We start from the raw sequence: 22,049 nt of genomic DNA on the forward strand, positions 1-22,049 counted from the left end.
CCCCTCCGGCTCATCACCACGTCCCCACGACCAGGATGCCGCTGCCATCCAGACGGACGTCGGGTCGCACCGACACCCCCGTCGAGCCGGTCCCTGCTCGGCTGGGCCAAAGCACATACGTCGCCGTGGCGAGAGCGAACACGCCCGATGCGATGTAGCTGCCGAACGCGGCATAACCCAGAGTGCTGGCCTCTAATCCCCGCCGATCCAGCTCGGCGCACTGCTCCGTGAACGCGGTCGACGGCTCGACGCATTGCCCTCCAGCGTCCCGGATCGATCGGCTGTGCGCGTGGGCATCGTTGTTCGCGTCGTTCGACGCTACCGTCAGGCCCACCCCCACGCCGAGCCCGACGACGCTCGCCGCTCCGAGCACGATCACCGGCACCCAGCTCCGCTCTTCCGGCCGCGCAACGGCCCCCTCCGGCGCCTTCATCTTCGTCGGTGGCGCCTTCGTCGGCGGCGCGCCGGCCGCCTTCCGCTTGAGCTGCAGCCCGTTCTCGATCGTGCCGCCGGCTCCGAGCTGCGCCGTCATCTGCTGCGTCTCGTACCCCTCGTGCTCCACCGAGATCGTGTGCGTACCAGGCTCCACGAACACCGGATCCGCGAGAGGCGTCAGCCCTCGCAGCGTCCCGTCCACGAACACCCGCGCGCCCTCCACGTCCGCGCGCACTACCAGCGTGCCCACCTGCGATCGCGCCTCCTCGAACCGCTTGGTGAGCGTCGCCCGCAGCGCCGGCTTGCCGCCCGCGGGAAATTCGCGAAGCGCATACGCCAAGTGCTCCGCCGCGCTCGGTGCGTCGCCGAGCATCAGCTCGACGTCCCCCAGGTTGGCAGCCACGTCGTAGCTCTTCTTGAGCTTCCAGGCCGCGAGGTACGCGTCGTGTGCCTCGGCCCACCTCCGCTCGTCGTAACGCGCGTTGCCTTGCTCGAACAGCGCACGCTGCTTCGCGATGACATCGGCTGTCGGCTCCGCCGCGCGTGCCTCCGAAACCCAGGCGGACGGCGCCGCGAGCGCGGCGCACAGGATCCACATCGCTGTACCTGTACTCTTCATGATTCGACTCCGAACATGCGCGTCCGCTGCTCCGCCGGCGGCGGCGTCGCCGTTGTCGCCGCGGGCGGTGCCGGCGGCGCCCCGGCGGTGCCAGCAGGCTCCGGCTTGACGTCTCGCTTCTCCTTCGGCGCGTTCACCACCTTGCGTGGCGCTTGTGGCCGCTTCATCAGCGGCGCAGCCGGCGCACCACTCACGGCCGGCGCACCACTTGCCGCTGCTGCGCTCACCGTCGCGGCACCGTTCACGGTCGCGCTCACGGCCGGCGCACCACTCGCTGCGGCTGCACCGCTCGCCGCCGCCTCGCTGGCTGCCTCGGCCGCCGCCTCGCTCGCTGCGTCGGCCGTCGTGCTCCGCGCCGCCGCCGCACCGTTCACCGCTCCCGTCTCGCTCGCTCGCGTTTCCGCGCCTCTCTCCGGCGCTTGCGCCTTCGCCCCGCACATCGCGGCGGCCCCGATGCCCGCCGCCAGCGCCAGCACCGCCGCCACCGTCCCGACGCGCCGCACCTTCCCCGGCCTGGCTTCGGTCTCGGCGCCGTCCTTCTCTACCGCCGCCGCGCTCCCCGGCCGGTGCGCCGACGGCAGCGCGCTCTTGTCGATCACCGCCGCCGCCTCGTCCCCCGCGCAGCTGCTCCCGCCGGCACTCTTCCCGCCGGCCCCTCGCGCCGCGTCCTCAGGCGCCATCGCCTCCCGCAGCCGGGCGGCCGTGCTCGGCTTGTCCGCGTGGTCCACGCGCACGCTGACGCGCGGCTCTCGCGGCGGGGGCCCTTGCCTGGTCCTCTCCCACGCGGCGTACGCCTGCCAGTACGCCTGTACCTCGTCGCGCAGCTCGGGCTCGACGTACACCACGCCCGTCTGGAAGGCGGGGTGACCCGCGGGCGGGCTCGCTCCTGGCGCAGGGCTCGCCGGCGCGCCCGCGCCCGCCTCACGGCCTCCGCGCTCGTCCCGGTCCTCGTCCTTCACAGCCTCGCCTCCCATCCGTGCCGCTGGCCCTTCACGGCGTTTCATCGCCCCTGCGCGTCCGAATTCTCATCTTTCTCATCGCTCATCGAGCCGCGCCCGCCCGCTCACAGCTCGTCCTCGCGCGGCGGCGCCTCGGTCACCCCGGCCGCATGCAGCAGCTTGCCGAGCCGCACGATCGCGCGGTCGTGGACGCGGTACACGCCCGGGTGCGGGAGCCGGAGCGCGCCGCCGACCTCCTTGAGCGGCTGCCCCTCCACGTAATGCATCGACAGCACCTCGGCCTCGCGCGGCGTCAGCCGCTTCAGGGTGCTCCGGAGCAGCGCGTGGGCCCGGGCGTGGCGCTCGCGCCGCGACAGCGCCTCCTCGCCGGTCGCCGGCTTCGCCACCCCGGCGGCCGTCGCGAAGACGCTCGCCGCCACGCCGTCAAGATGGTCGAGGAGTCGCTCCTCCGCCTTGCCGTCGACGTCGGTCATCACGTCGCCGTACCGCCGCTTCCGCGCGATGTAGTCGTACCCGCCCTGCAGGCAGAGCGCGATCACCCGGTCCTGCTCCCGCGCCTCCCGGAGGTACCCGTCGAGCATCGCGCCCCGGATGCGGTGCCGCGCGAAGCGCGGGAAGCTGTCGTTCTGCGCCGGATCGTAGGCGAGCGCCGCCTCGATGAGCCCCGTCCGGCCGAGCGACATCAGCTCGTCGAACGAGAGGTGCTTGCGCAGCCTCGGCGAGAGCCGGCGCGCAACGCCGCTCACCTCGTGCAGCGCCGACGCCGCGAGCGCCTGCTGCGCCGGCGTGAGCATCTCCCTGAGCTCATCCATCCTCGCCGCTCCCCGCCTTGCGCCGGGGCTCCCCGACGCCGTCGCGCGCCTCCACGCCGCTCCCGAGCGGCGCCGCGCGAGGCCGCGCCCGCTCCAAGAGGTCCCGCCCGACCTCGTCCTCGGTGAGCGCCTCGACGAGCAGCTCGCGCATGGCCTCGATCACGTCGCGCGACGCGATCCCGCGGTAGGGCGCGAGCGTCCGCTCGACGACCTCGTCGAGGTAGGGATCGGTCGCGCTGGGTTCATCGGTCGGCATCTCGTCGCTCCTTGCTCGTGGCGCTGCACGCACCCTCAGAAAATCGGCTTGTCGCCGAACGGCAGCTTTTCCCCGTTCCGGGGCGGGGCCGGCCTGGCGGGCGCGGGGGCGCGCCCGCGCGAGGGCATCGGGTAGATGTCCTCCTCCTCGTCCGGGTAGATGCCCCTCTCCTCGTCGCGACCCTTCGACTTCGACGTGAACAGCCAGTCCCACGGGCGCCGCGCGGGCGCCTGCGCCGCCCCCGCGACCGGACGCGCCCGTGTCACCGGCGCGCTCGCCCGCGGCGGCGCGCTCGCCCGCGGCGGCGCGCTCGCCCGCGGCGGCGCGCTCGCCCGCGGCGGCGCGCTCGGTCCGGACGCCATCCCCCCGGATTCGGCGCCGGGGGACAGCGCGGTCGCGGACGCCTCGACCTCGGGGGGGGGCGGCCGCGCGCGCGGGCGCGCCGGTCTCGACCGGGCGCGCGGGCGCGTCGGCCTGCGCTGCGCGTGCGTCGCGTGCGTCGCGTGCGTCGCGTGCGTCGCGTCGGTCCAGCGATGTCCCGGTCCCGCGCGCGCCGCTGGGCGAGGATTCCGCCCGCACCGTCCCGACGGACGCGCTCGAGGTGGGGCGCGCGGGCGCCGCCGGCGCAAACCTGCCGGCGGCCGCGCCCCCGCCGGCGGGCGCCGCCTCCGCGGGGTGTTCGCGGCGCGCATGGAGGTACAGCGCGGTCACGGCGCCCGAGATCGGCATCGCCAGCACCGCCGCGGCGACGCAGCGGCGCAGGAGCTGCGCTCGCCAGCGCCGGTCGGCGACGCGGTCCGTCAACGGCAGCCCGGACGTCGAGCCGCTCGCCCCCTGGCCTCCCGGCGACGATCGCACCGTGAGAGGCCCGGGGGTCACGAGCAGCGGCCAGCCCGGGTCGCCCGCCGGCGCCGCGCTCGACGGCGGATGCGACGGAGGGGCCGGAGGCTGCGCCGGCCGCGCCGCCGGCGTCGCGCCCTCCTCGCGCGCCCCGCTCCCGCCGACGTCGGCCGAGGCCGCCGGCCCATGGAGGATCACCCGGCTCTCGTCGGGCCTCGGCGCCGTGAGCAGCCGCTCGGGCGACTGCGGCGCGTGGTGCTCCCGCCGGGACCCCGGCTGTCCCGGCTGTGCCGTGTCCGGGCCCCCGGCGAGCCGGCCGGCGCGCACGTCCGACTGGTAGCGCTCCCGGAGCTCGCGGAGCGCGCTCGCCGCGGCGCCGGCGTGCCGGAAGCGCGCGGCCGGGTCCTTCGCCATCCCGAGCTGGAACACCGGCCAGAAGTACGCCGGGATCCACGGCGCGACCTCGTGCAGCGGCCTGGGCAGCCACAGGAGGTGCGCCGTCACGAGCTGCTTCTCGTTCGGGAACTCCGAGAGGCCGCGGCCCGTCGCGAACACGTAGCGCCCGGCCAGGATCTCGTAGAGCACGAGCATCAGCGCGTACACGTCGCTCGCCGGCGTGCACGGATCGCCGTAGCACTCCTCCGGCGCCATGTACGCCGTCGTGCCGAACCGCTGGCCCGGCTGCGTGCTCGGAAGGCCGTCGACATGGACCTTCGCGATGTTCAGGTCGAGCAGCTTGACGTCGCCGTGCCGGTCGACGAACACGTTCTCCGGTTTCACGTCGCGGTGCACGATCCCGAGGTCGTGCGCCGCCGCGAGGCCGTCGGCGATCTCAATCCCGATGTGGAGCGCCCGCGCGATCGGCAGCGGCGACTCCACCTGGCAGATCCGGCGGAGCGACTGGCCCTCGAGCAGCTCCATGGCGATCCAGACGGTGCCGTCAGGCAGCATGTTGGCGCTGTGCACGGCGACGATGTTCTTGTGCCGCAGCCGGCAGAGCGCGATGGCCTCCTTGCGGGCGCGCTCGCGCACCTGCTCGGCGCTGGCGTAGTGGGGGAGCAGCAGCTTGAGCGCGACCCGCCGTTGCGTGAACTCGTCGACCGCCTCGTAGACGGCGCCGAGGCCGCCCCAGCCGAGCATCCGCACGAGCCTGTGGCCCGCGACGACGCTGCCCGGAAGATAGGGAGCCGGGGGCGAAGGCGTCCCGGCATGGTCGTCCGCAGCGCTGTGCTCGCCCTGGCTCATCCCACCCACCACCGCATCAGGAGTGCGGCGACCATACCAAAGAACGCCGCGATCGACGCGACGATGAGCCAGCTCACCGCCAGCTGACGGGGCCGCGGGGCGACCGCCCGCGCGCGCGGCGGCGACTCCGCCCTCGAGGGGCGCGGCGCCCGGCGGACTGGCGGACAAAGCACCTCGATCACGATGGGTTGCGTGGCGACCCGCGGCGCGATCGGAGCGGGCGGCAACGGAGCGGTCGCCACGGGAGCGGTCGCCGACCGAGGCGGCCGAGGCGGCGGCCAGGGAAGCGCCGATCGCGGCGTGAAACCGGCGGACAGCGGCTCGGTGACCAGCGGGGTTGGAGGCGCGGCGCCGCGAGCCACCGGCTCGGTGACGCGGTCGTCGACTGGGGCGCGCCCGTCGACCGGCACGGTCGCGAGGTGGTGTTCGATCGAGCTGCGGGCGGCTGTCACGGCCATGTTCCTCGTCGAAGCACGCGCGGACATGACGGCAGCCGAAGCACCTCTGGCCCAGGCACGGGCGAAGGCGGTGGCCGTCCTCCTGGCGTTCGCGCGGATCTATCGATGTGGAGGCGTGGCTTTCTCAAGAAATGGATCGATCGCTGGAACCATCGGCGACCAGCGCCGGGCGCTCGGACGCCATCCGGACACGCCACCCGTCATCCGGACACGCCCCCTGCCATCCGGACGCGGCCCCCTGCCATCCGGACGCGCCCCCCTGCCATCCGGACGCGGCCCCCTGCCATCCGGACGCGGCCCCCGGCCATCCGGACACTCCGCCCATCATCCGGACACGTCCCCCGGCCATCCGGACACACCCCCCGGCGCTCCGCTCGCCGCCGCTCTGCCCTATCGCCCCGGGGTTCCCCCGCTCGCGTCCGGACCAGCCCCTTTCGCGCTGGACATCGCCGCGAGCGAGCTCATCCTTGCCGCTTCGCGCCGCGCCGGAAAGGCGCGGACGCAGGAGGAGGGGACAAGCAATCGCCATGGCAAAGCAGGGAAAGGACTACGAACGCTGGGTCAAGGCCGCCGCCGAGACGGGACGGACCGACAACCCGCTGAAGGTGCCGTACGACGTCGCCGTGCGCGAGGCGGTCGCCGCCGCGGCGTTCGTGGAGAACTACTGGGAGCCCGACGGCGATCGCCCCGGCCTCAAGCGGGTCAAGAGCCGGCTGCCCGCGTCGACCAGCGAGGATCTGCTCTCCATCGTCCACGCCGTGCAGGAGGCGCAGACGCGGCTGCTTCTCATCGTCGATCCCGCGGTCACCGATGTCGGAGAACGCGCCCGGTTCGTCGTCGATGAGCTCGAGTCGGCGCTCGAGTTCCTGCTGGACGACGACGTCGACGAGCCCGCCGACGCGCAGCTCGCCCGCATCAAGGAGTTCCACGCGCAGGACGGCCAGCGCTCCAGCGCCCTCTCCCAGGCGCTCCGCGATTACGCAGGGCTCGCGGAGGCGCTCAAGGACCGCCTGGTCGAGGCGGACGAGGAGTTCGACGTGCGCCTCATCGCCGAGGCCAGGAAGCTCGCGGAGGATCTGCAGCGGCGAGCGATGGAAACGGTCCCCGAAGGCGTCGCCTCGGCCGCCGCGGCCACGATCCGCAACCAGATGCTGCACCTCATGGTGGACCGCGTCGCCGCCATCCGGAAGACCGCAGCGCACGTCTTCCGGCGTCACTCCGAGATCGTCCGCGAGGTCACCAGCGCCTACGAGCGGCGCCGGCGCGTGGCGGCGCGGCGCGAGAAGGCCCGCAAGGCCGCCGAGGCCGGACCGGTCGATGGCAAGCCTGCGCCGGCGCCGGCGCCCGCGACCCCCGCGCCCGCGCCCGCGGCCCCCGCGCCCGCGGCCCCCTCGCCATCGGCCGGCGCTCGGCCCTCGTAATCCCGGCCGGCTCGCCGCCCGCGCGGCACCTCATCGCATCCCTGGCCGGACTTCCGGCGGCGGAACGAGCTCCCGTGCCAGCGGTCGCCCTGCACCCGCCGGGCGCCGGGAAACGGTAAGGCGCACCGCCTGCCCCCCGAAATCCGGAACCTGGTGAGGGCGCGGAGGTGATACGATTTCCCGCCTTCCGGTGGCCGAATGACCTCACGTGGCGTCATCCCCGAGTCCGTCATCCCTCCTCCCTCGGAGGTCTCGGACGCCCCGGACGAGAAGCAGCGGGCGCGCGCCCGCGTCGGGATGACCCTCAAGAACAAGTGGCGGATCGACGCCCTCCTCGGCGTGGGCGGCATGGCGTCGGTGTACGCCGCCACCCACCGGAACGGCTCGCGCGCCGCGCTGAAGATCCTGCACGCCGAGTTCGCGCGGGACGTCGGCATCCGCGACCGGTTTTTGCGCGAGGGGTACGTCGCCAACAAGATCGATCACCCCGGCCGGGTCGCGATCCTCGACGACGACATCACCGAGCAGGACGAGCCGTTCCTCGTGATGGAGCTGCTCGACGGCGAGACCGTGCAGCAGCTCTGGAAGCGCAAGAGCCGGAAGCTCCCCGTCGCCGAGGCGCTCTGGATCGCCGGGGAGGTGCTCCAGACGCTGGAGAGCTTCCACGGCGAGGGCATCGTCCACCGCGACCTGAAGCCCGCGAACATCTTCGTCACGAAGGACAACGTGGTGAAGCTGCTCGACTTCGGCGTGGCGAGGCTGCGCGGCGCGCCCGGCGACAAGACCAAGGCGGGCACGGCGCTCGGGACCCCGTCGTTCATGGCGCCGGAGCAGGCGATGGGGCTGACCGAGGGGGTCGACGGGCGGGCGGACCTCTTCTCGATCGGCGCGACCCTGTACGCCGTGCTCAGCGGGCAGCGCCTGCACCAGGGCCGCTCGGACAACGAGGCGTTCATCCTCGCCGCGACGACGCCGGCCCCGTCGCTCGCGCGGATCGCGCCCGAGCTGCCCGCCTCGGTCATCGGCCTCGTCGACAAGGCGCTCGCCTGGGATCGGCGCAACCGCTTCGACTCGGCCGCGCAGATGCGGCAGGAGGTGCTGCGCCTCCTCGAGGAGCTCGGCGCGTCCGTCCCGCGCCGCCCCGCGCCGCCGAGCACGGGGCGCCCCCCGCCGGACGAGTCCCCCACGGCCGTCGGGATGCGGCCGCCGGAGCAGCCCGCGCCCCAGGAAGAGCCGGCGGAAGCGGAGCCGGACGACCCCGCGGTCGCGCGGCTCACCGAGGTGTTCCGCCGCCTGGAGCGGCTGCTCCCGGCGGTGCGCCACTACGGCTTTCGCCACCCGGACGCCGACAACAAGCTCCGCGCGACCTTCCAGGCGATCGTGGAGGCGCTGCGCGCGGACGGGGGCCTCGTCCACTGGGCGCTGACGCCGTACGCCTTCGAGCACCGCCGGCGGACGGTGTGGGAGCCGCAGCACCCGCTCGATCTCGTCCCGTACAACCTCTTCGCGGCCGGCGTGCGGCGCGTGCAGCTGCTCCCGGGCATCACCGAGGAAGAGCTGCGCGCCTTCTGCGAGGTGCTGCTGCTCGATCCGCTGCGCGACCTCGCCCCCGAGGACGACGTCGCGGCGGCCCTGTGGGAGCGCCGCCTCGAGCACGTGCGCTACGACGTCGTGAGCGTCTTCGCCGAGGGGGACGCGGCCGATCGCGAGCAGTTCTGGCACGAGGCCGACGACGTCGAGAGCATGGCCCGGCGCGCCGCCGAGGAGCGGGCGAACCGCGCCGAGGCGGCCGCGATGGTGATCGACACCGACGCGGCCGCGCTGCGGGCGGCGCGCCGCGCCGCGGGCGCGCTCGCGCTCGACCCGGTCGCGCAGCGCGCGCTCGGCACGCAGCTCGTGCTCAGCCCGGATCGCTGGAGCGAGCGCTTCGTCGAGATCGTGGCGGACGCCTTCCTGAACGCGAGGCGCTACCAGGACGTCGAGCTCGTCGCCGAGCCGCTGGCCGCCTCGGCGCGCGACCTCATCCTCGCGCGCCGCTTCGACGTGCTCTTCGGCATGCACGACGCGCTGGAGAAGGCGCTCGACGCGCTCGCGCCCAGGCAGCAGGGCGGCGCGCTCGCGACGGAGCTCGCCCGGGGCATGTTCCCGCCCGACACGATGCGGCTGCTCCTCCGCGAGGCGACGCGCGTCGTCGCGCCGGGCACCCCCGGCGGCGCGGCGCAGCCCGCGCCCGTGGACCTCGATCTCGTCGCGCAGCGCCTCGCGCCCATCCTGCACAAGCTCGGCAGCGAAACCCTGCCGGTCGCCATGGAGGTCGTCGGGCACGTCGGCCACGAGCCCCTGCGCCGCGCGCTCCTCGGCCACCTCGAGCGCACGCTGCCCGGGCACGAGGAGGGCGTCGTCGACGCGCTCATGACCCTGGAGCTCGACGTCGCCCGCCCGATCCTCAAGATGTTCGCCGCGTCGCGGACGCAGGGCGCCCTCGGCGCGCTGAGGCGCCTCTCCGGGTGCGCGAACGCGGCGCTCCGCTGCGAGGCGATCGCCCACCTCGCCACGAGCCCCGAGCAGATCCGGGACGAGCTGCTCTCGCTCGCCGAGTCGGCGCCGCCGGAGGTGCGCGTCGCGGCGCTCCGCACGCTCGCGCACCACCAGGTCCGCGCCGCCGGCCCGCTGCTCGTCCGCCGCGTGCAGGACAGCTCGTTCCACCAGCTCACGCTCGACGAGCGGCGCGAGTTCCTCGGCGCGCTCTACACGCTGAACCCGGCGCGCGGCGAGTCGGTCGCCGTCGAGCTGCTCCAGCGGCACGGCCTGCTCGCGGACGACGCCGCGGAGCAGACCCGCTGCCTCGCGGCCGAGCTGCTCGGCCGCGAGGCGCGCTCCCAGGAGGCGCTCGACGCCGCGCTCGCGGCCTCGAAGCGGCGGCCCTGGAACAGCCAGGCGCTGCGCGACGCCGCGAGCGCCGCCGCCGAGGCGATCGCCGGCCGCCTCGGCGAGCGGATCTCGACGGTCGGAGATCTCCCGTGACGGCTCCCCAGGTCGACGTCATCAGCCAGAACGTGTCCGAGAACATCCGGCGCGAGCAGGCGCGCGATCTCGCCGCCAGCGTCGTGCAGGCGCTCTTCCGGCTGGTGAAGCTCTCGACGCTGCACGCCATCGACAACCAGGCCATGGTGCGGCAGGTCGAGGAGACGGTCTCGCTGGTCCAGGACTTCGGCCAGCGCTCCGGCCACAACGTCTCCATCCTGTTCACCCGCGGCTCGGTCTTCGTCTCCGGGCAGCTCCTCAAGGCGAACCGCGCCGTCTACGAGGGCGCGCTCGAGCTCGGCGACATCCTGGGCCGCTGCGGCTACTCCGAGATCGGGATCGCGAAGGACGTCCGCGCGAGCGACCTCTACGCGCTCGCCTCCGCGCTCGCCGAGGCCCTCCGGAGCGCCAAGCCGGCGCTCGCGGATCGCCCGGCGCCGCGCGTCCGCCTGCGCGCCGTGGACGAGGAGGTGCTCCGCCGCGAGGTGGCGGTCGATCGCGAGGGCGACGAGACGTCGGCGATCGTGCGGACCTACGCGACGGCGATCGTCATCCTCCGCCGGTTCTACGACGACCTGCGGCAGGGCCGCTACGTCTTGCGGCAGGGCGTCAAGCGCATCACGCAGCGCCTCGTCGATCTCTCCGCGAACGAGACTCCGGCGTTCCTCGGCGTCACCGCGCTCCGCAACCAGAACCACGACGACGCCGGGCGCGCGGTGAACACCGCGATCCTGAGCCTCGCCATGGCCCGGCAGATCACGGGCGACGTCGTGCTCCTGCAGCGGCTCTCGATGGCGGCGCTGCTCTTCGACATCGCGCGGCCGCGGCTCACCGGCGTCGCGCGGAGCGGCGGCGGCGGGCTCGTCCCGCAGCTGAGCGAGCAGCAGGACGCGGACGTCCCGGCCGGCACGGCGGTCGTGCTGACCGCGCTCGGCCTCGTCAACGAGCCCAGCGTCATGCGCACCGTGGTGGCCTACGAGGCGCACTGGGTGCGCCGTCAGGCCGCGCTCGGCCCGGTCTACCGCGGCCTCCGCCAGCCGACGCTGCAGGCGCGCATCCTCGCGACCGCCCGCGCCTTCAACGACCTCCTGACGCCCGCGCCGGGCGAGGCGCCGCTCTCCGCCGACGAGGCGATCGCCAAGCTCGAGCAGGAGGCGACCGATCCGGCGGACCGCGCGGTGCTGCGGCTGCTCGTCGGCGCGCTCGGGATCTTTCCGACCGGCACGCTCGTGGAGCTCTCGACCGGCGAGGTCGCGCTGGTCGTGCAGACGCCGGCGCACCCGGCCCGCTACTCGCAGCCGCGCGTCCGGCTGGTCCTCGACGCCTCCGGCGGGCCGATCGGGCGCGCGCTCGAGGTCGATCTCGCCGAGCGGCCTCGCCACGGCGAGCCGACGCGGCACATCCGCCGGATCGTCGCGACCAGCGACGACCCCGCCGCCGCGTCGATGCGCGCCCACGCGGCCGTCCAGGAGGCGCCGCAGGTGTCGCTGAGGACGCCGACGATCCCTGCAGAGCCGCCCGGCCGCTCGGCGCAGGCGCCGGCGTCGCCGCTCGCCAACCTGCGCATGCCGCCGCCGCAGCCGATCACGCGGCCCTCGTCGCCGACGCTGCCGATGACCAGCTCGCCGGTGAGCCGGAGGACGCAGCCGCGGCCCGGCGACGCCGGCCGCGGGCCCGCCTCGCCGCCCGAGGCCGCGTCGCCGGCGCCGGTCGACGACGGCGGCGCGGAGGCCAGGATGCTCGCGGATCTGCCGCCGGCGCCGTCCGGCAGGCTCTCGCCCACCTTGCGGCCCGGGCGCACCACCGCGCGCTGGCCGGATCCACCGCAGGAGCCCGCCGCGGCGGCGGACCCGTACTCGCCCCCGCAGGGCGCTCACGGAGAGGAGTCGTGGTCGGTGCAGACAGACAGCGATCCGGACGAGGTCCCTGAGGAGAGCGCGCGGCCGGCCGCGCTGCGCGCCCGCGGCTGGGGAGAGCAGCCATCGCGGCGCGAGCGCGATCCGGTGTCGGAGCTGCCGCCCTCGGCGATGGCCGGCCCCATCGCCGTGCTGTCGCTGCCGGGCGAGCCGCCGACCGCGGAGGGCGCGCTCGCGCGCACGCCGCTCGTCCACCTGCTCGTGTACATGCTCGACCGGCGCCTCACCGGCACCGCGTGCTTCATCGACCCCCAGGGCGTCCGCCACGGCATCTTCTTCAGCGACGGCGTGCCGGCGAAGATCTGGACCGGGACGATCATCGCCCCGCTCGACCGGGTGATCCTCGAGCTCGGCCTCCTCGACGAGGCGACGCTCCGGGAGACGCTCCGGGACATCACGAAGCGGCGGGTGCTGCACGGCCGGCTGCTCGTCTCCCGGGGCCTGCTCGATCGGGAGACGGTCTTCGCCGTGCTGCGCGAGCAGCTCGTGCGCAAGCTGGTCGCGCTCTACGATCTCCCGCCCGACACGCGCTACGCCTACTACGACGGCCAGAACCTGCTGTCGTCCTACGGCGGCCCGGAGCTCATCGGGTGCGAGCCGCTCGCGGTGATCATGGCGGGCGTCCGGCTCCACGCCGACGATCCGCTGATCGACGCGACCCTCGACCGGATCCAGAGCCGGCAGCTCGGCCTCCACGTCGAGGCCGAGATGAAGCGGTTCCAGCTCCACCGCGACGAGGCGGCCGTCGTCGACCTCCTGCGCACGCGGCGCATGACGCTCGCCGATCTCGTCGGGGCCGGCGTCGCGCAGGAGCGCGTCGTGCGGCTGACGATCTACGCGCTCGCGATCACGCGGCACCTCGATCTCGGCGCGCCGGGCCGGCGCCCCGTCGGCCTCGGCGCGCCCGCCGGCTCCGGCCGGGAGCGGTCCGCCAGCGCCGCCCCGGCCGACGCGGGCCAGGCGCAGCGCGACCCGGCCGCCGCGGCGGCGCGGTCGCCGCGCCCTACCTCGGGCTCGACGGCGCCCTCGCCGCGCGCGGCGCGCGGCGAGGCGGACGGCCGCGCGTCGCCGCGGCCGTCCGACGCGCCGGCGCCGTCCAGCAGGCGGTCAGGGTTGCCGTTCGCCGAGCCGGTCGCCCCGCGCCGGTCGTCCATGCCGCCCCCGTCCGTGGCGCCGGACGGCCGCGGCGTCGCGCTCCCGGGCCCGGCGGCGCCCTTCGATCCGCGCGCGGCCGGCGGCGATCCGGGCGGCGCGCCCCGCGGCGCGGAGCCGAAGGTCCCGAAGCAGCCCCTCGCGCCGGCGTTCGCCGGGCCCCGCGCGCAGCCGCCGATGCAGCAGGCGCCCACCGTCAAGATGGCGGCCGTCGGCGCGGAGGGCAGGGCTGCGCGGGCGGGGCGGGCCGAGGCGGCGTCGCCGCTTCCGCCCCCGCGCGGGCCGGAGCCCGCGAGGCTGCAGGCGGGCGCGTCGCCAGCGCTGGCGGGCGCCGCGCCTGCCTCCGAGCTCCCGCCGCCACCGCGCGCCGCGCTGAGCCCCGAGCTCGCCGCGCGCCGCGCCGAGATCGAGGCGCGCGCCGCCGCGATCGACGGCGAGAGCTTCTTCCAGATGCTGGGCGTCGCGGACGACGTCCCCCCGGAGCGCGTGCAGAGCGCCTATTTCGCGCTCGCCAAGCAGTGGCACCCCGACCGGACGCCGGCGGAGCTCCAGGACGTCAAGCCGCTCGTCGCGCGCGTGTTCGCCCGCATCAGCGAGGCCTACCAGACGCTGAGCGATCCAAAGCGGCGCGCCGAGTACCTGCAGGGGCCGAAGGAGGCCGCGCCCCCCGCGGAGGACGAGGAGAAGATCGCCCGCGTCGTCGACGCCGCGCTCGAGTTCCAGAAGGCCGAGATCCTGCTCAAGAAGAACGACCTCGCCGGCGCCGAGATCCGCGCGCGGCGCGCGCTGAACGCCGACCCGGAGCAGCCGGAGTACATGACGCTGCTCGTCTGGATCCAGGCGCAGCGGCGCGGCGAGCCGCCCGCGCTCGCGGAGGGGGCCACGAGCGCGCACTACGACGACCTGATCCAGACGCTGGACGTCGTCCTGCGGAAGGAGCCCCGCTACGAGCGGGCGCTCTTCTACCGCGGCATGCTCCTCAAGCGGTCGGGGCGGATCGATCGCGCGATCCGCGATTTCCGCCTCGCGGCCGAGATCAACCCGAAGAACCTCGACGCGATCCGCGAGGTGCGCGTGCAGGAGATGCGCAGCCGCACGACCAGCGACCCGACGCCCACCGGCGGCCTCCTCGGCAAGTTCTGGAAGCGCTGACGCGGGTCAGCGCGCCGCCGCCGGGGCGGCGCCGAGCGACCGCAGCGCGCGGCAGATCGTCTCGTCGCGGCAGGGCCCCACCCGCCCCGCGTGCGCCGGCCAGGGCACCTCGCGCACGCGGTGCAGATCGCGCACGTCGGGGCCGCGCCACGGGCCGAGCGCCCGGTCCACCCGCGCTTCCCGCTCGTTCGTCGCCGGCAGCGAGAGCTGCACCTGCGGCACGATGCCGACCTTCTGCACCGGCGCGCCGTCCGGCAGCGCGTAGAGCAGCGTGGTGAGGCGCAGGACGCCGACGTGGGCGTCGTCGTCGAGGTACTCCTGGGCGCACCCCTTGCCGTAGGTGCGATCGCCGATGACCACGCCGCGCCGGTAGCTGCCGATCGCGCCGGCGATCATCTCCGCCGCGCTCGCGGAGTCGCCGTCGACGAGCACCGCGAGCGGCCCGCTCCACCCGCGATCCGAGGGCACGTCGGGCGAGCGCTCCACCTCGACGCCGCCGTCGCGGCGCCGCATCGGGAACAGCGGCACGCCCGGCAGGAACAGCCCCAGCGCGGCGATCGCCCCGTCGGTCGAGCCGCCGCCGTTCGCGCGCACGTCGAGCATCACGCCCCGCGTGTCGCCCTGCGCGCGCGCGCGGTGGAGCGCCGCCGCGACCCGGTCCCCGAGGTCGTCGGGGACGTCGGGGATGGCGATCACCGCGACCTTGCCGTCGCCGAACCGCACCAGATCGAGCGGCAGCTCCGTCGGCGCGGCCTCCGCCGGCTGCGGCCCGATCGGGTGCGGCGCCACGCTCAGCTCGAGCGGCGCCGCGGCGCCGCGCCGGAGCAGCGCCACGCGCGCGGTCGTCCCGGGGCGCACGTCGGCGAGCACGGCGAGCTGCTCGGCCTGCTCGACGCTCATCCCGGAGATCGGAAGATCCTGGATCCGGATCACCACGTCGCCGTCCGCGAGCGGCGCGAGCGCGCCGCGATCGATGCGCACCCCGATCGCGGTGCGGGTCATCTCCTGCCAGAGCCGGGCGGGCGGGTGCGCCTCGAGATCGAGGTCGTAGATGGAGACCTCCTCCTCGAGCGGCGCCCAGGCGCCGTGGGCGTCCAGCTGGGGCACGTAGGCGCGCACCGCGGCCGCGATCACCGTGCGCGCCCAGCCCTCGTCGCTCATCGAGGGCGCCGCGCGCTCGCGCACGGCGTCGGCGTAGCGGGCGAGCGGCTCCCCGAAGTGCGCGCGCAGCGCGCCGACCTCCCGGCCGAGCTCGCGCGCGAGATCCCGGGCGCTCCGCGTCACCTCGCCGTCCTCGAACGGCGCCGCGGCGATCAGCGACCACGCCTCGGCGGCCGTCGCGGGCGGGCGGGCCAGCCCGCGACGGAAGCCCTCGTCGAAGATCCCGTCGAGCTCGCGCGACCACCGGGACAGCTCCTGGCCCACGCGCAGCGCCGCCGAGCACGGCCCGCTGCCCACGGGCGCCTGCAGATCGGCGAGGAGCTCGGCGGCCTCCCGCCGCAGCGCCGCCCCCACGGGCGCGTCGGGCGCGACCGACCACAGCCCGTGCGGATCGAGCCAGTCGGAGGTCGCCTCGGCAAACTTTGCGGGATCGATGCGGAGCGGCGGGGCGGCCAGGGTGGTGCGGGCCTGGGCGACGATGGCGCGCGCCTGCTCGCAGCCGAGCGAGGTCGGCGCCCCGCTGGGCACCGCGATGCCGCGGTCGAGGGCGTTCGGGTCGCAGCCGACGCCGTCGATCTCCTCGTCGTCCGGCGCGAGGGCGTGGAGCAGGGGCCGCGAGAGCCCGCGCCGCGCCTTCGCCAGGGGCGTCTCCGCCTCGCGCGAGAGCAAGGCGAGCGTCGCCAGGCAGGCGGCGATGCACGCGACGGAGCTCGCGACGCGTGTCCTCACTGCTCTCCGGATATCACGACGCGGGCCGCGCGGGCAGGGGCGACCGCGGTCATCGGCGCGCGGGCCGCGGGCGCAAGGGCGACCGCGGTCATCGGCGCGCGGGCCGCGGGCGCAAGGGCGACCGCGGTCATCGGCGCGCGGGCCGCGGGCGCAAGGGCGACCGCGGTCATCCGCGCAAGCGTCGCGCGGACGGCCCCGCGGTCGCTGCCCATGCCGTCCGCGCGGGCGGCCCGACCCAAGCCCGAAACCTGGACGCAACATCGTGTTCTCATTCGCCGCTCGCGCGCCGTGGATCTGCGCTCAGCGCCGCGCATCCGTGCTCCTTCGCTTTCCCGCAAAGCTTTCGCGTCCCTCCAGGGATCCGAACACGTTGCGCATTCCAGCGCAAAAAAAGGCGATTTCGTAGGGTTTATCCCGGCATCGAGCCTGCATCTGGCCGGGTGCCGCCCACCGGCTCGCACGGGTCTCTCGACCCACGTCCTCCTTGATCGGCGCGCGGCGGAGAACAAAGGGACCATGAGCACCACCTGGGATCGTGCGGCATTCTCGGCTTATCGTACAGAGCTCGCGAACTACGCCACCCTGAGCCCGGAGGCCGAGCGGGAGCTGGCGTTCCGCTGGCGCGCTGGTGACCGGGACGCGGGCCGGCGCCTCATCGAGGCGTGCCTGCCGTTCGTCATGACGATCGCGCTCGAGTACCGCCGGTGGGGGCTCCCGATGGAGGACATCGTGCAGGAGGGGAACATCGGCCTCCTGAAGGCGGCGGAGCGCTTCGATCCGGACCGCGGCTGCCGCCTGGCGACCTACGCGGCCTACTGGATCCGTGCGGAGATCCGCGAGCACGTGGCGCGGGGGTACCGGATCGTGCGCCTCGGCTCGTCGAAGAGCGAGCGCCGCGCGCTGCGCATCTACCGCAAGACGCACGAGAAGGACCCGGCGGTGCTGGCGGAGCTGAGCGGCCTGTCGGAGGAGCGGGCGGCCGAGCTCTTGCCGCTGCTCATGGCGCGCGACGTCAGCCTGGAGCGCTCTCCGAGCGACGACGGCGTGGCCCCGGTGGAGCGGATCGCGTCGAACTCGCACACGCCCGAGGAGGAGGCGTGCGCCGCCGACGAGCGCGAGCAGCTCTCGCGCGCGCTGCAGAAGGTCGTGAGCGAGCTGTCGCCCCGCGAGCGCCGCATCATGAACCAGCGCTGGCTGACCGACAGCCCCGTGACGCTCGAGCAGCTCGGCGCCGACTTCGGCGTCAGCAAGGAGCGCGTGCGGCAGATCGAGGAGCGCGCGAAGAAGCGGATGCGCGCGCGCATCGAGGAGATCACCCGCGAGCCGATGGCCAGGAGCGCCTGATCCGGAGAGAGCGCTCGGGGTGGGCGGCGAGCGACGCCGCCTCCTCCAGAGCGCCGAGCGGCGCCCGCCACGAGGCGGGCGGGGCGCCGCGCTAGATCTCGATGACGGTGCCTTCGCGCGCGGCGATGGTGTTCGGGAAGAGCTCGCGTGCGCGCATCTCCTTCTCGCGCACCATGGCGTCGGTCTGGTTGGGGTCGTGGTGGTGCAGGACGAGCTGCTTGGCGCCCGCCGCCTTCGCGAGCTCGCAGCCCGCGACGAACGTGGCGTGGCCCCAGCCGGTCTTCGGACCGCCGCCCACCTCGCCCGCGTACTCCTCGGGCGTGTACATCGCGTCGAAGATCAGCACGTCGGCGCCCATCGCGAGCTTCTTCAGCTTCGGATCCACGATGGCGTAGTGCTCGGAGTCGGTGATGTACACGACGACCTTCCCCTCGTGCTCGACGCGGTACGCGTAGACGCCGTTCGGGTGGTTGCCGCGCGCGTTGGTCACGCGCACGTCGTCGTTCGGGCCGATCGTGACCACCTCGCCCTCGTAGAGATCGCGGAACGTCATCGCCGCGCCCATCTCCGTGAGGTGCACCGGGAAGCTCGGGTAGTCCATCTGCCCGGCGAGCGTCTCCTCGAGCGTCCGCGAGACGTTGAGGCCGCCGTAGAGGTGGATCTTGTTCCCGCGCACGAACGCGGGCGTGAAGAACGGGAAGCCCTGGATGTGATCCCAGTGCACGTGACTGAAGAACATCCAGGCTTCGAAGGGCATCTCCTTGACCAGATCCTGGCCGAGGAGACGGAGCCCCGTCCCGCCATCGAGGATGACCAGCGTCTCACCGGCACGAATCTCGTAGCAGCTCGTGTTGCCGCCGACTTCGACCGTGCCTGCACCGGGCGTGGGGATGCTTCCGCGAACCCCCCACATCTTGATCCGCATCCTGCCTCGCTCGCTGAACCCCGCCCGTTTCAAGGTAGAGCTATTAGATTCCGAGCGCGGGCAGCGTCAAGCCGGCAGGTGCACCGGGAGCAAGGAAGGTCGCAGACGTGGAGACCTGGCCGGGGGAGCAGGGGCACGGCGCCAATGTAGTTGCGGGGTAGGCGGCGGGGCAGCGACAGGCCGCGGAAGCGCCAGGAAGCCGGCCACGTTACGGCCTGGATCCGGCGGCGCGGGGGCTCGCAGGCGGGGCGGGGGAGGCCGCGGCGGCGGGGAGGGCGCGGGCGGCGGCGGGCGGCGGCGCGGGAGACGGCGGGGGTGGCGGCGGCGGCGCAGGAGGACGCGGCGGCGTGGGTGGCGGCGGCGCGGGAGGCCGCGGCGGCGTCCTGGCGGCCGGAGGGCAGGGCCCGCCCCGCGCAGCAGACGCGCGACGGCCACGGCCGATGGGCTATGGTCGGGCGCATGCCGCTCCACGCGGACGCCATCGTCGTCCTCGGCTGCAGGATGCTCCCGTCCGGGCGCCCGGCGGCCCCCGGCGCGCGCCGCGCGGCGCGCGCGGCGCAGGCCTACCGCGACGGGGTCGCGCCGTGGGTGATCGCCAGCGGCGGGCGGCGCTGGGGCGCGCAGATCGAGGCGCGCGTGCTCTCCGCCGAGCTGCTGCGCGCCGGCGTCCCGGCCCGCGCCATCCTGCAGGACCTCTGGTCGCTGACGACGCACGAGAACGCGATCTTCAGCGCGGCCCTCCTGCGCCGCATGGGCGCGCGGCGGGCGGCGATCGTCACCTGCCCCTGGCACATGGCGAGGGCTCTCCAGAACTTCCGCGAGGTCGGGATCGACGCCTGCGCGCTGCCGTCGCCGCACGTGCGCGCTCCGATGGTTGCGCGCGCGTGGCTGCGCGGTCACGAGGTGGTCTCGATGTGGCTCGACGCGCGCGCGATGCGCCGCCGGCAGATCCTCTGCGAGAGCGCCGACTGGCTGCTCGACGGCGCGCGCCGGGGTGAGACGTGATCATGCCGAGACGGCGACCCTCCTCGCTCCTCGCTCTGCTCCTGCCGCTCGCCGCCTGCACCGGGCAGCCGGCGCCCGGCCCCGCGCCGGACGCGGGGAGCTCCGCGGCGGCGCCGGCCCCGAGCGCCAGCGCGAAGGCGCGGCTCGACGCCCTCCTCGCCGCGGAGCAGCGCCGCGCCGCCCTGGAGGTGACCGCCGCCGATCAGCAGAGCCGCGACGTCGACGTGCGGCGCGCCGCCGCGCGGGCGCTCGCGCGCATCGGCGGCGACGCGGCGCGGCCCGGGCTCGCGCGCGCGCTCGCCGACGAGGACGACGAGGTGATCGCGTGGGCCGCCTACGGCCTCGGGTTCTCGTGCAAGGGCCACGAGGCGGAGACGGTCTCGGCGCTCGTCGCGCGCGCCCTCGCCCGCGACGCCCGCCCGGCTCCGGCGGCCGCGCCGGGCGCCGCCGCGTCCGCGAGCGGCGCTGCGTCGGCGAGCGGCGCTGCGTCGGCGAGCGGCGCTGCGTCGGCGAGCGGCGCTGCGTCGGCGAGCGCCGCTGCGTCGGCGAGCGGCGCTGCGTCGGCGAGCGCCGCTGCGTCGGCGAGCGCCGGCGCCCCCGCGGGAGCGCCGCGGCTCGACGCCGGCGGCGCGCTCGCCCGGGCCATCGGGCGGTGCGGCGCCGACGCGTCGGAGCCGACGCTCGTCGCGTGGCTCGAGGGGCCGCGCGAGCGCGCGATCCACGCGGCGTACGCGCTCGGAGATCTCGCCGCGATCAAGCTCAAGCTGCGCGAGGAGACGCTCGTCGCGCTGCTCAACCTCGCCTCGGGCAGCGCGGCCAGCCCGCCGGTCCCGGAGGCGCTCTACCCGATCGGGCGCCTCGAGCACGTCCCGCTCACGGTCATCCCCCGCATCCGCGACGTCGCCGCCGCGCGGCTCGCGGAGGCGGGCGACGCGCGGCTCTTCGCGGTGCGCGCGCTCGGCCGGGCAGGGGAGGCGGCCGCCCCCGAGCTCGCGCGCGTGCTCGGCACGCGGGGCGTGTTCGCCGCGAGCGAGCGCGCCGAGGCCGCGCGCGCCCTCAAGCGGCTCGGCGCGCCCGGCCAGCGCGCCCTCGCCGACGCGCTCCCCGCGCTCGTCCCGAGCGCGGATCCGATCGCGCTCACGGGCCTCGTGGGCGAGGACCTCGGCGTGCTGCTCACCGCCCTCGACGCGCTCGGCTCCGCGGGCGCCGCGCGCAAGCCGCTCCGCGAGCTCGCCGCCCTGCCGCCGCCGCCGAGCGCGCCCGCGGCGATCCTCCGCCGCGTCGCGTGGCTCCGCTGCGGCGCGGCCAAGCTCCTCGCCGGCGCGAACTACCGCGATCCGCTGCTCCTCGGCTGCGACGTCACGGCGCCTCCGGATCCGGGGAGCAAGCCGGACGCCGCCGCGCCGGTGCGCGGCTCGATCGGCGCCCGGGCGGTCGTCGAGGTGATCGGCCGCGAGGCGATCACGGGCGCGCGGCTCGCCGCGTACCGCGCCTACGCCGGGTCGGGCGATCTGCGCGCGCGGGAGGCCGCGATCGATCTCATCGCCTCGCACGAGGAGATCGCCGGCGCGCCCGACCTGCTCGCGAAGGCGCTCGCCGCGGAGGAGCCGGGCCTCGTCGCCGCCGCGGCGGACGTCATCGCGCGGCAGCCCCAGCGCGCGTCGGAGGCGCCGGCGCAGGGGAAGCGGAAGCGCAAGCGGCGGCTCGACGACAAGGGCGCGCCCGCCGCGGTCACGTCGCCCGCGATCGAGGGCGCGCTGCTCTCGCTCCTCGACCGCCCTGGCGTGCGCGACGATCCGGAGCTGATCGGCGCGGTCATCGACGCGGCGGGGGCGCTCTCGCTCAAGCAGGCCGAGGCGCGGATCGAGGAGCTCTGCCGCTCGAGCTACCCCACGACGCGGGCGCGCGCGGGGACGGCGCTCGGCGTGCTCCGGGGCCGGAAGATCGCGTGCGACGCCGGGCTGCCGGGCGACGCCGGGCGGCCGGCCGTCGCGCCGCCGGCCGGCGAGCTGCCGGCGGAGGCCTCCGCGCTCGCGCGCGCGCCGGCGGCGCTGACGTTCGACACGGACGCCGGCGAGCTCACGATGACGCTCGACCCAGCGCTCGCGCCGGTCGCGGTGACCCGCTTCGTGGATCTCGCGCGCTCCGGTTATTACGACGGCAAGATCGTCCACCGCGTGGTGCCCGGCTTCGTCACGCAGTTCGGCGCGCCGTTCGGCGACGGCGCCGGAGGTCCGCCCGGCAGGCCGGCGCTCCGCTGCGAGACGTCGCCGGTCCCGTTCGAGCCGCTGCGCGTCGGCGTGGCCCTCGCCGGCCGCGACACCGGATCGAGCCAGCTCTTCGTCATGCACGCGCGCGCGCCGCACCTCGACGGCCAGTACGCGGCGGTCGGCGTCGCCGCCGGGCCGTGGGCTGCGCTCGTGGACGGGGACGTCATCCGGAGCGTGAAGGTGCGCGACTGATCGCGCGCGGCGCGCGCCACCGATCGTGCGCGACGCGCGACGCATCGGAGCGCGACGCGCGACGCGTTCGACATGGCGCGCGTCGCGTGACGCGCGAGCAACGCGAACCGCTGGGGCTCGGCGGCGTCCATCCA

General features: G+C 75.4%; 12 protein-coding genes. 6 read left to right on the forward strand and 6 right to left on the reverse strand.

Annotated elements, in window-relative coordinates; all coding sequences use genetic code 11:
• Positions 1–13: 13 nt before the first annotated feature.
• From NQZ70_RS06390 to NQZ70_RS06405, 4 genes are all read right to left on the reverse strand, one after another.
• Positions 14–1,054: a PEGA domain-containing protein gene (locus NQZ70_RS06390; protein WP_129573415.1), complete on the reverse strand. Its 1,041-nt coding sequence runs from the start codon at positions 1,052–1,054 to the stop codon at positions 14–16.
• Entirely contained in the window at positions 1,051–2,028 is a 978-nt protein-coding gene (locus NQZ70_RS06395) for a hypothetical protein (protein ID WP_129573416.1), read from the reverse strand. Before NQZ70_RS06395 ends, NQZ70_RS06390 begins: the two co-directional genes overlap by 4 nt.
• 89 nt (positions 2,029–2,117) lie before the next feature.
• Positions 2,118–2,825, reverse strand: coding sequence for a sigma-70 family RNA polymerase sigma factor (locus NQZ70_RS06400; RefSeq protein WP_129573417.1), 708 nt, complete (start codon positions 2,823–2,825; stop codon positions 2,118–2,120).
• Entirely contained in the window at positions 2,818–5,166 is a 2,349-nt protein-coding gene (locus tag NQZ70_RS06405) for a serine/threonine-protein kinase (RefSeq protein ID WP_272827981.1), read from the reverse strand. Before NQZ70_RS06405 ends, NQZ70_RS06400 begins: the two co-directional genes overlap by 8 nt.
• Positions 5,167–6,151: 985 nt before the next feature.
• On the opposite strand from NQZ70_RS06405, the gene NQZ70_RS06410 reads away from it, so the two are divergent.
• The 3 genes from NQZ70_RS06410 (at position 6,152) to NQZ70_RS06420 (ending at position 14,289) form a co-directional block, all read left to right on the forward strand.
• Positions 6,152–7,045: a hypothetical protein gene (locus NQZ70_RS06410; RefSeq protein ID WP_272827983.1), complete on the forward strand. Its 894-nt coding sequence runs from the start codon at positions 6,152–6,154 to the stop codon at positions 7,043–7,045.
• Between the two features lie 198 nt (positions 7,046–7,243).
• Positions 7,244–10,069 carry a serine/threonine-protein kinase gene (locus NQZ70_RS06415; protein ID WP_129573420.1) on the forward strand — a complete coding sequence of 942 codons (2,826 nt, stop codon included), beginning with the start codon at positions 7,244–7,246 and terminating at the stop codon, positions 10,067–10,069.
• Positions 10,066–14,289, forward strand: coding sequence for a DnaJ domain-containing protein (locus tag NQZ70_RS06420; protein ID WP_129573421.1), 4,224 nt, complete (start codon positions 10,066–10,068; stop codon positions 14,287–14,289). Before NQZ70_RS06415 ends, NQZ70_RS06420 begins: the two co-directional genes overlap by 4 nt.
• A 6-nt stretch (positions 14,290–14,295) precedes the next feature.
• Here NQZ70_RS06420 and NQZ70_RS06425 read toward each other — a convergent pair whose 3' ends face one another.
• Positions 14,296–16,179, reverse strand: coding sequence for a S41 family peptidase (locus tag NQZ70_RS06425; protein WP_129573422.1), 1,884 nt, complete (start codon positions 16,177–16,179; stop codon positions 14,296–14,298).
• Between the two features lie 516 nt (positions 16,180–16,695).
• On the opposite strand from NQZ70_RS06425, the gene NQZ70_RS06430 reads away from it, so the two are divergent.
• Complete coding sequence (locus NQZ70_RS06430) at positions 16,696–17,523, forward strand: RNA polymerase sigma factor RpoD/SigA (protein ID WP_129573423.1); 828 nt, start codon at positions 16,696–16,698, stop codon at positions 17,521–17,523.
• A gap of 91 nt (positions 17,524–17,614) precedes the next feature.
• Here the strand turns inward: NQZ70_RS06430 and NQZ70_RS06435 are convergent, their stop codons facing one another.
• A complete protein-coding gene (locus NQZ70_RS06435) occupies positions 17,615–18,436 on the reverse strand; it encodes an MBL fold metallo-hydrolase (RefSeq protein ID WP_237245092.1) in 822 nt (273 codons plus the stop codon).
• Positions 18,437–18,763: 327 nt separating this feature from the next.
• Between NQZ70_RS06435 and NQZ70_RS06440 the strand changes: the two genes are divergently transcribed.
• Together NQZ70_RS06440 and NQZ70_RS06445 are read left to right on the forward strand one after the other, a co-directional pair.
• Positions 18,764–19,453, forward strand: a complete 690-nt coding sequence (locus NQZ70_RS06440) for a YdcF family protein (protein ID WP_237245093.1) — start codon at positions 18,764–18,766, stop codon at positions 19,451–19,453.
• A 2-nt stretch (positions 19,454–19,455) separates the two neighbouring features.
• On the forward strand, positions 19,456–21,915 hold the full coding sequence (locus tag NQZ70_RS06445; RefSeq protein ID WP_129573424.1) for a peptidylprolyl isomerase: 2,460 nt from the start codon (positions 19,456–19,458) through the stop codon (positions 21,913–21,915).
• Positions 21,916–22,049: the final 134 nt, after the last annotated feature.

It is taken from the genome of Sorangium sp. So ce836 (genome assembly GCF_028553905.1).
GTDB lineage: Bacteria > Myxococcota_A > Polyangia > Polyangiales > Polyangiaceae > Sorangium > Sorangium cellulosum_D.

What these genes read in the sequence shown, in the direction of transcription:
- NQZ70_RS06390 (WP_129573415.1), bottom strand. Translation starts at nt 1,054, where the DNA reads ATGAAGAGTACAGGTACAGCGATGTGGATCCTGTGCGCCGCGCTCGCG.
- NQZ70_RS06395 (WP_129573416.1), bottom strand. Translation starts at nt 2,028, where the DNA reads ATGGGAGGCGAGGCTGTGAAGGACGAGGACCGGGACGAGCGCGGAGGC.
- NQZ70_RS06400 (WP_129573417.1), bottom strand. Translation starts at nt 2,825, where the DNA reads ATGGATGAGCTCAGGGAGATGCTCACGCCGGCGCAGCAGGCGCTCGCG.
- NQZ70_RS06405 (WP_272827981.1), bottom strand. Translation starts at nt 5,166, where the DNA reads ATGAGCCAGGGCGAGCACAGCGCTGCGGACGACCATGCCGGGACGCCT.
- NQZ70_RS06410 (WP_272827983.1), top strand. Translation starts at nt 6,152, where the DNA reads ATGGCAAAGCAGGGAAAGGACTACGAACGCTGGGTCAAGGCCGCCGCC.
- NQZ70_RS06415 (WP_129573420.1), top strand. Translation starts at nt 7,244, where the DNA reads ATGACCTCACGTGGCGTCATCCCCGAGTCCGTCATCCCTCCTCCCTCG.
- NQZ70_RS06430 (WP_129573423.1), top strand. Translation starts at nt 16,696, where the DNA reads ATGAGCACCACCTGGGATCGTGCGGCATTCTCGGCTTATCGTACAGAG.
- NQZ70_RS06435 (WP_237245092.1), bottom strand. Translation starts at nt 18,436, where the DNA reads ATGTGGGGGGTTCGCGGAAGCATCCCCACGCCCGGTGCAGGCACGGTC.
- NQZ70_RS06445 (WP_129573424.1), top strand. Translation starts at nt 19,456, where the DNA reads ATGCCGAGACGGCGACCCTCCTCGCTCCTCGCTCTGCTCCTGCCGCTC.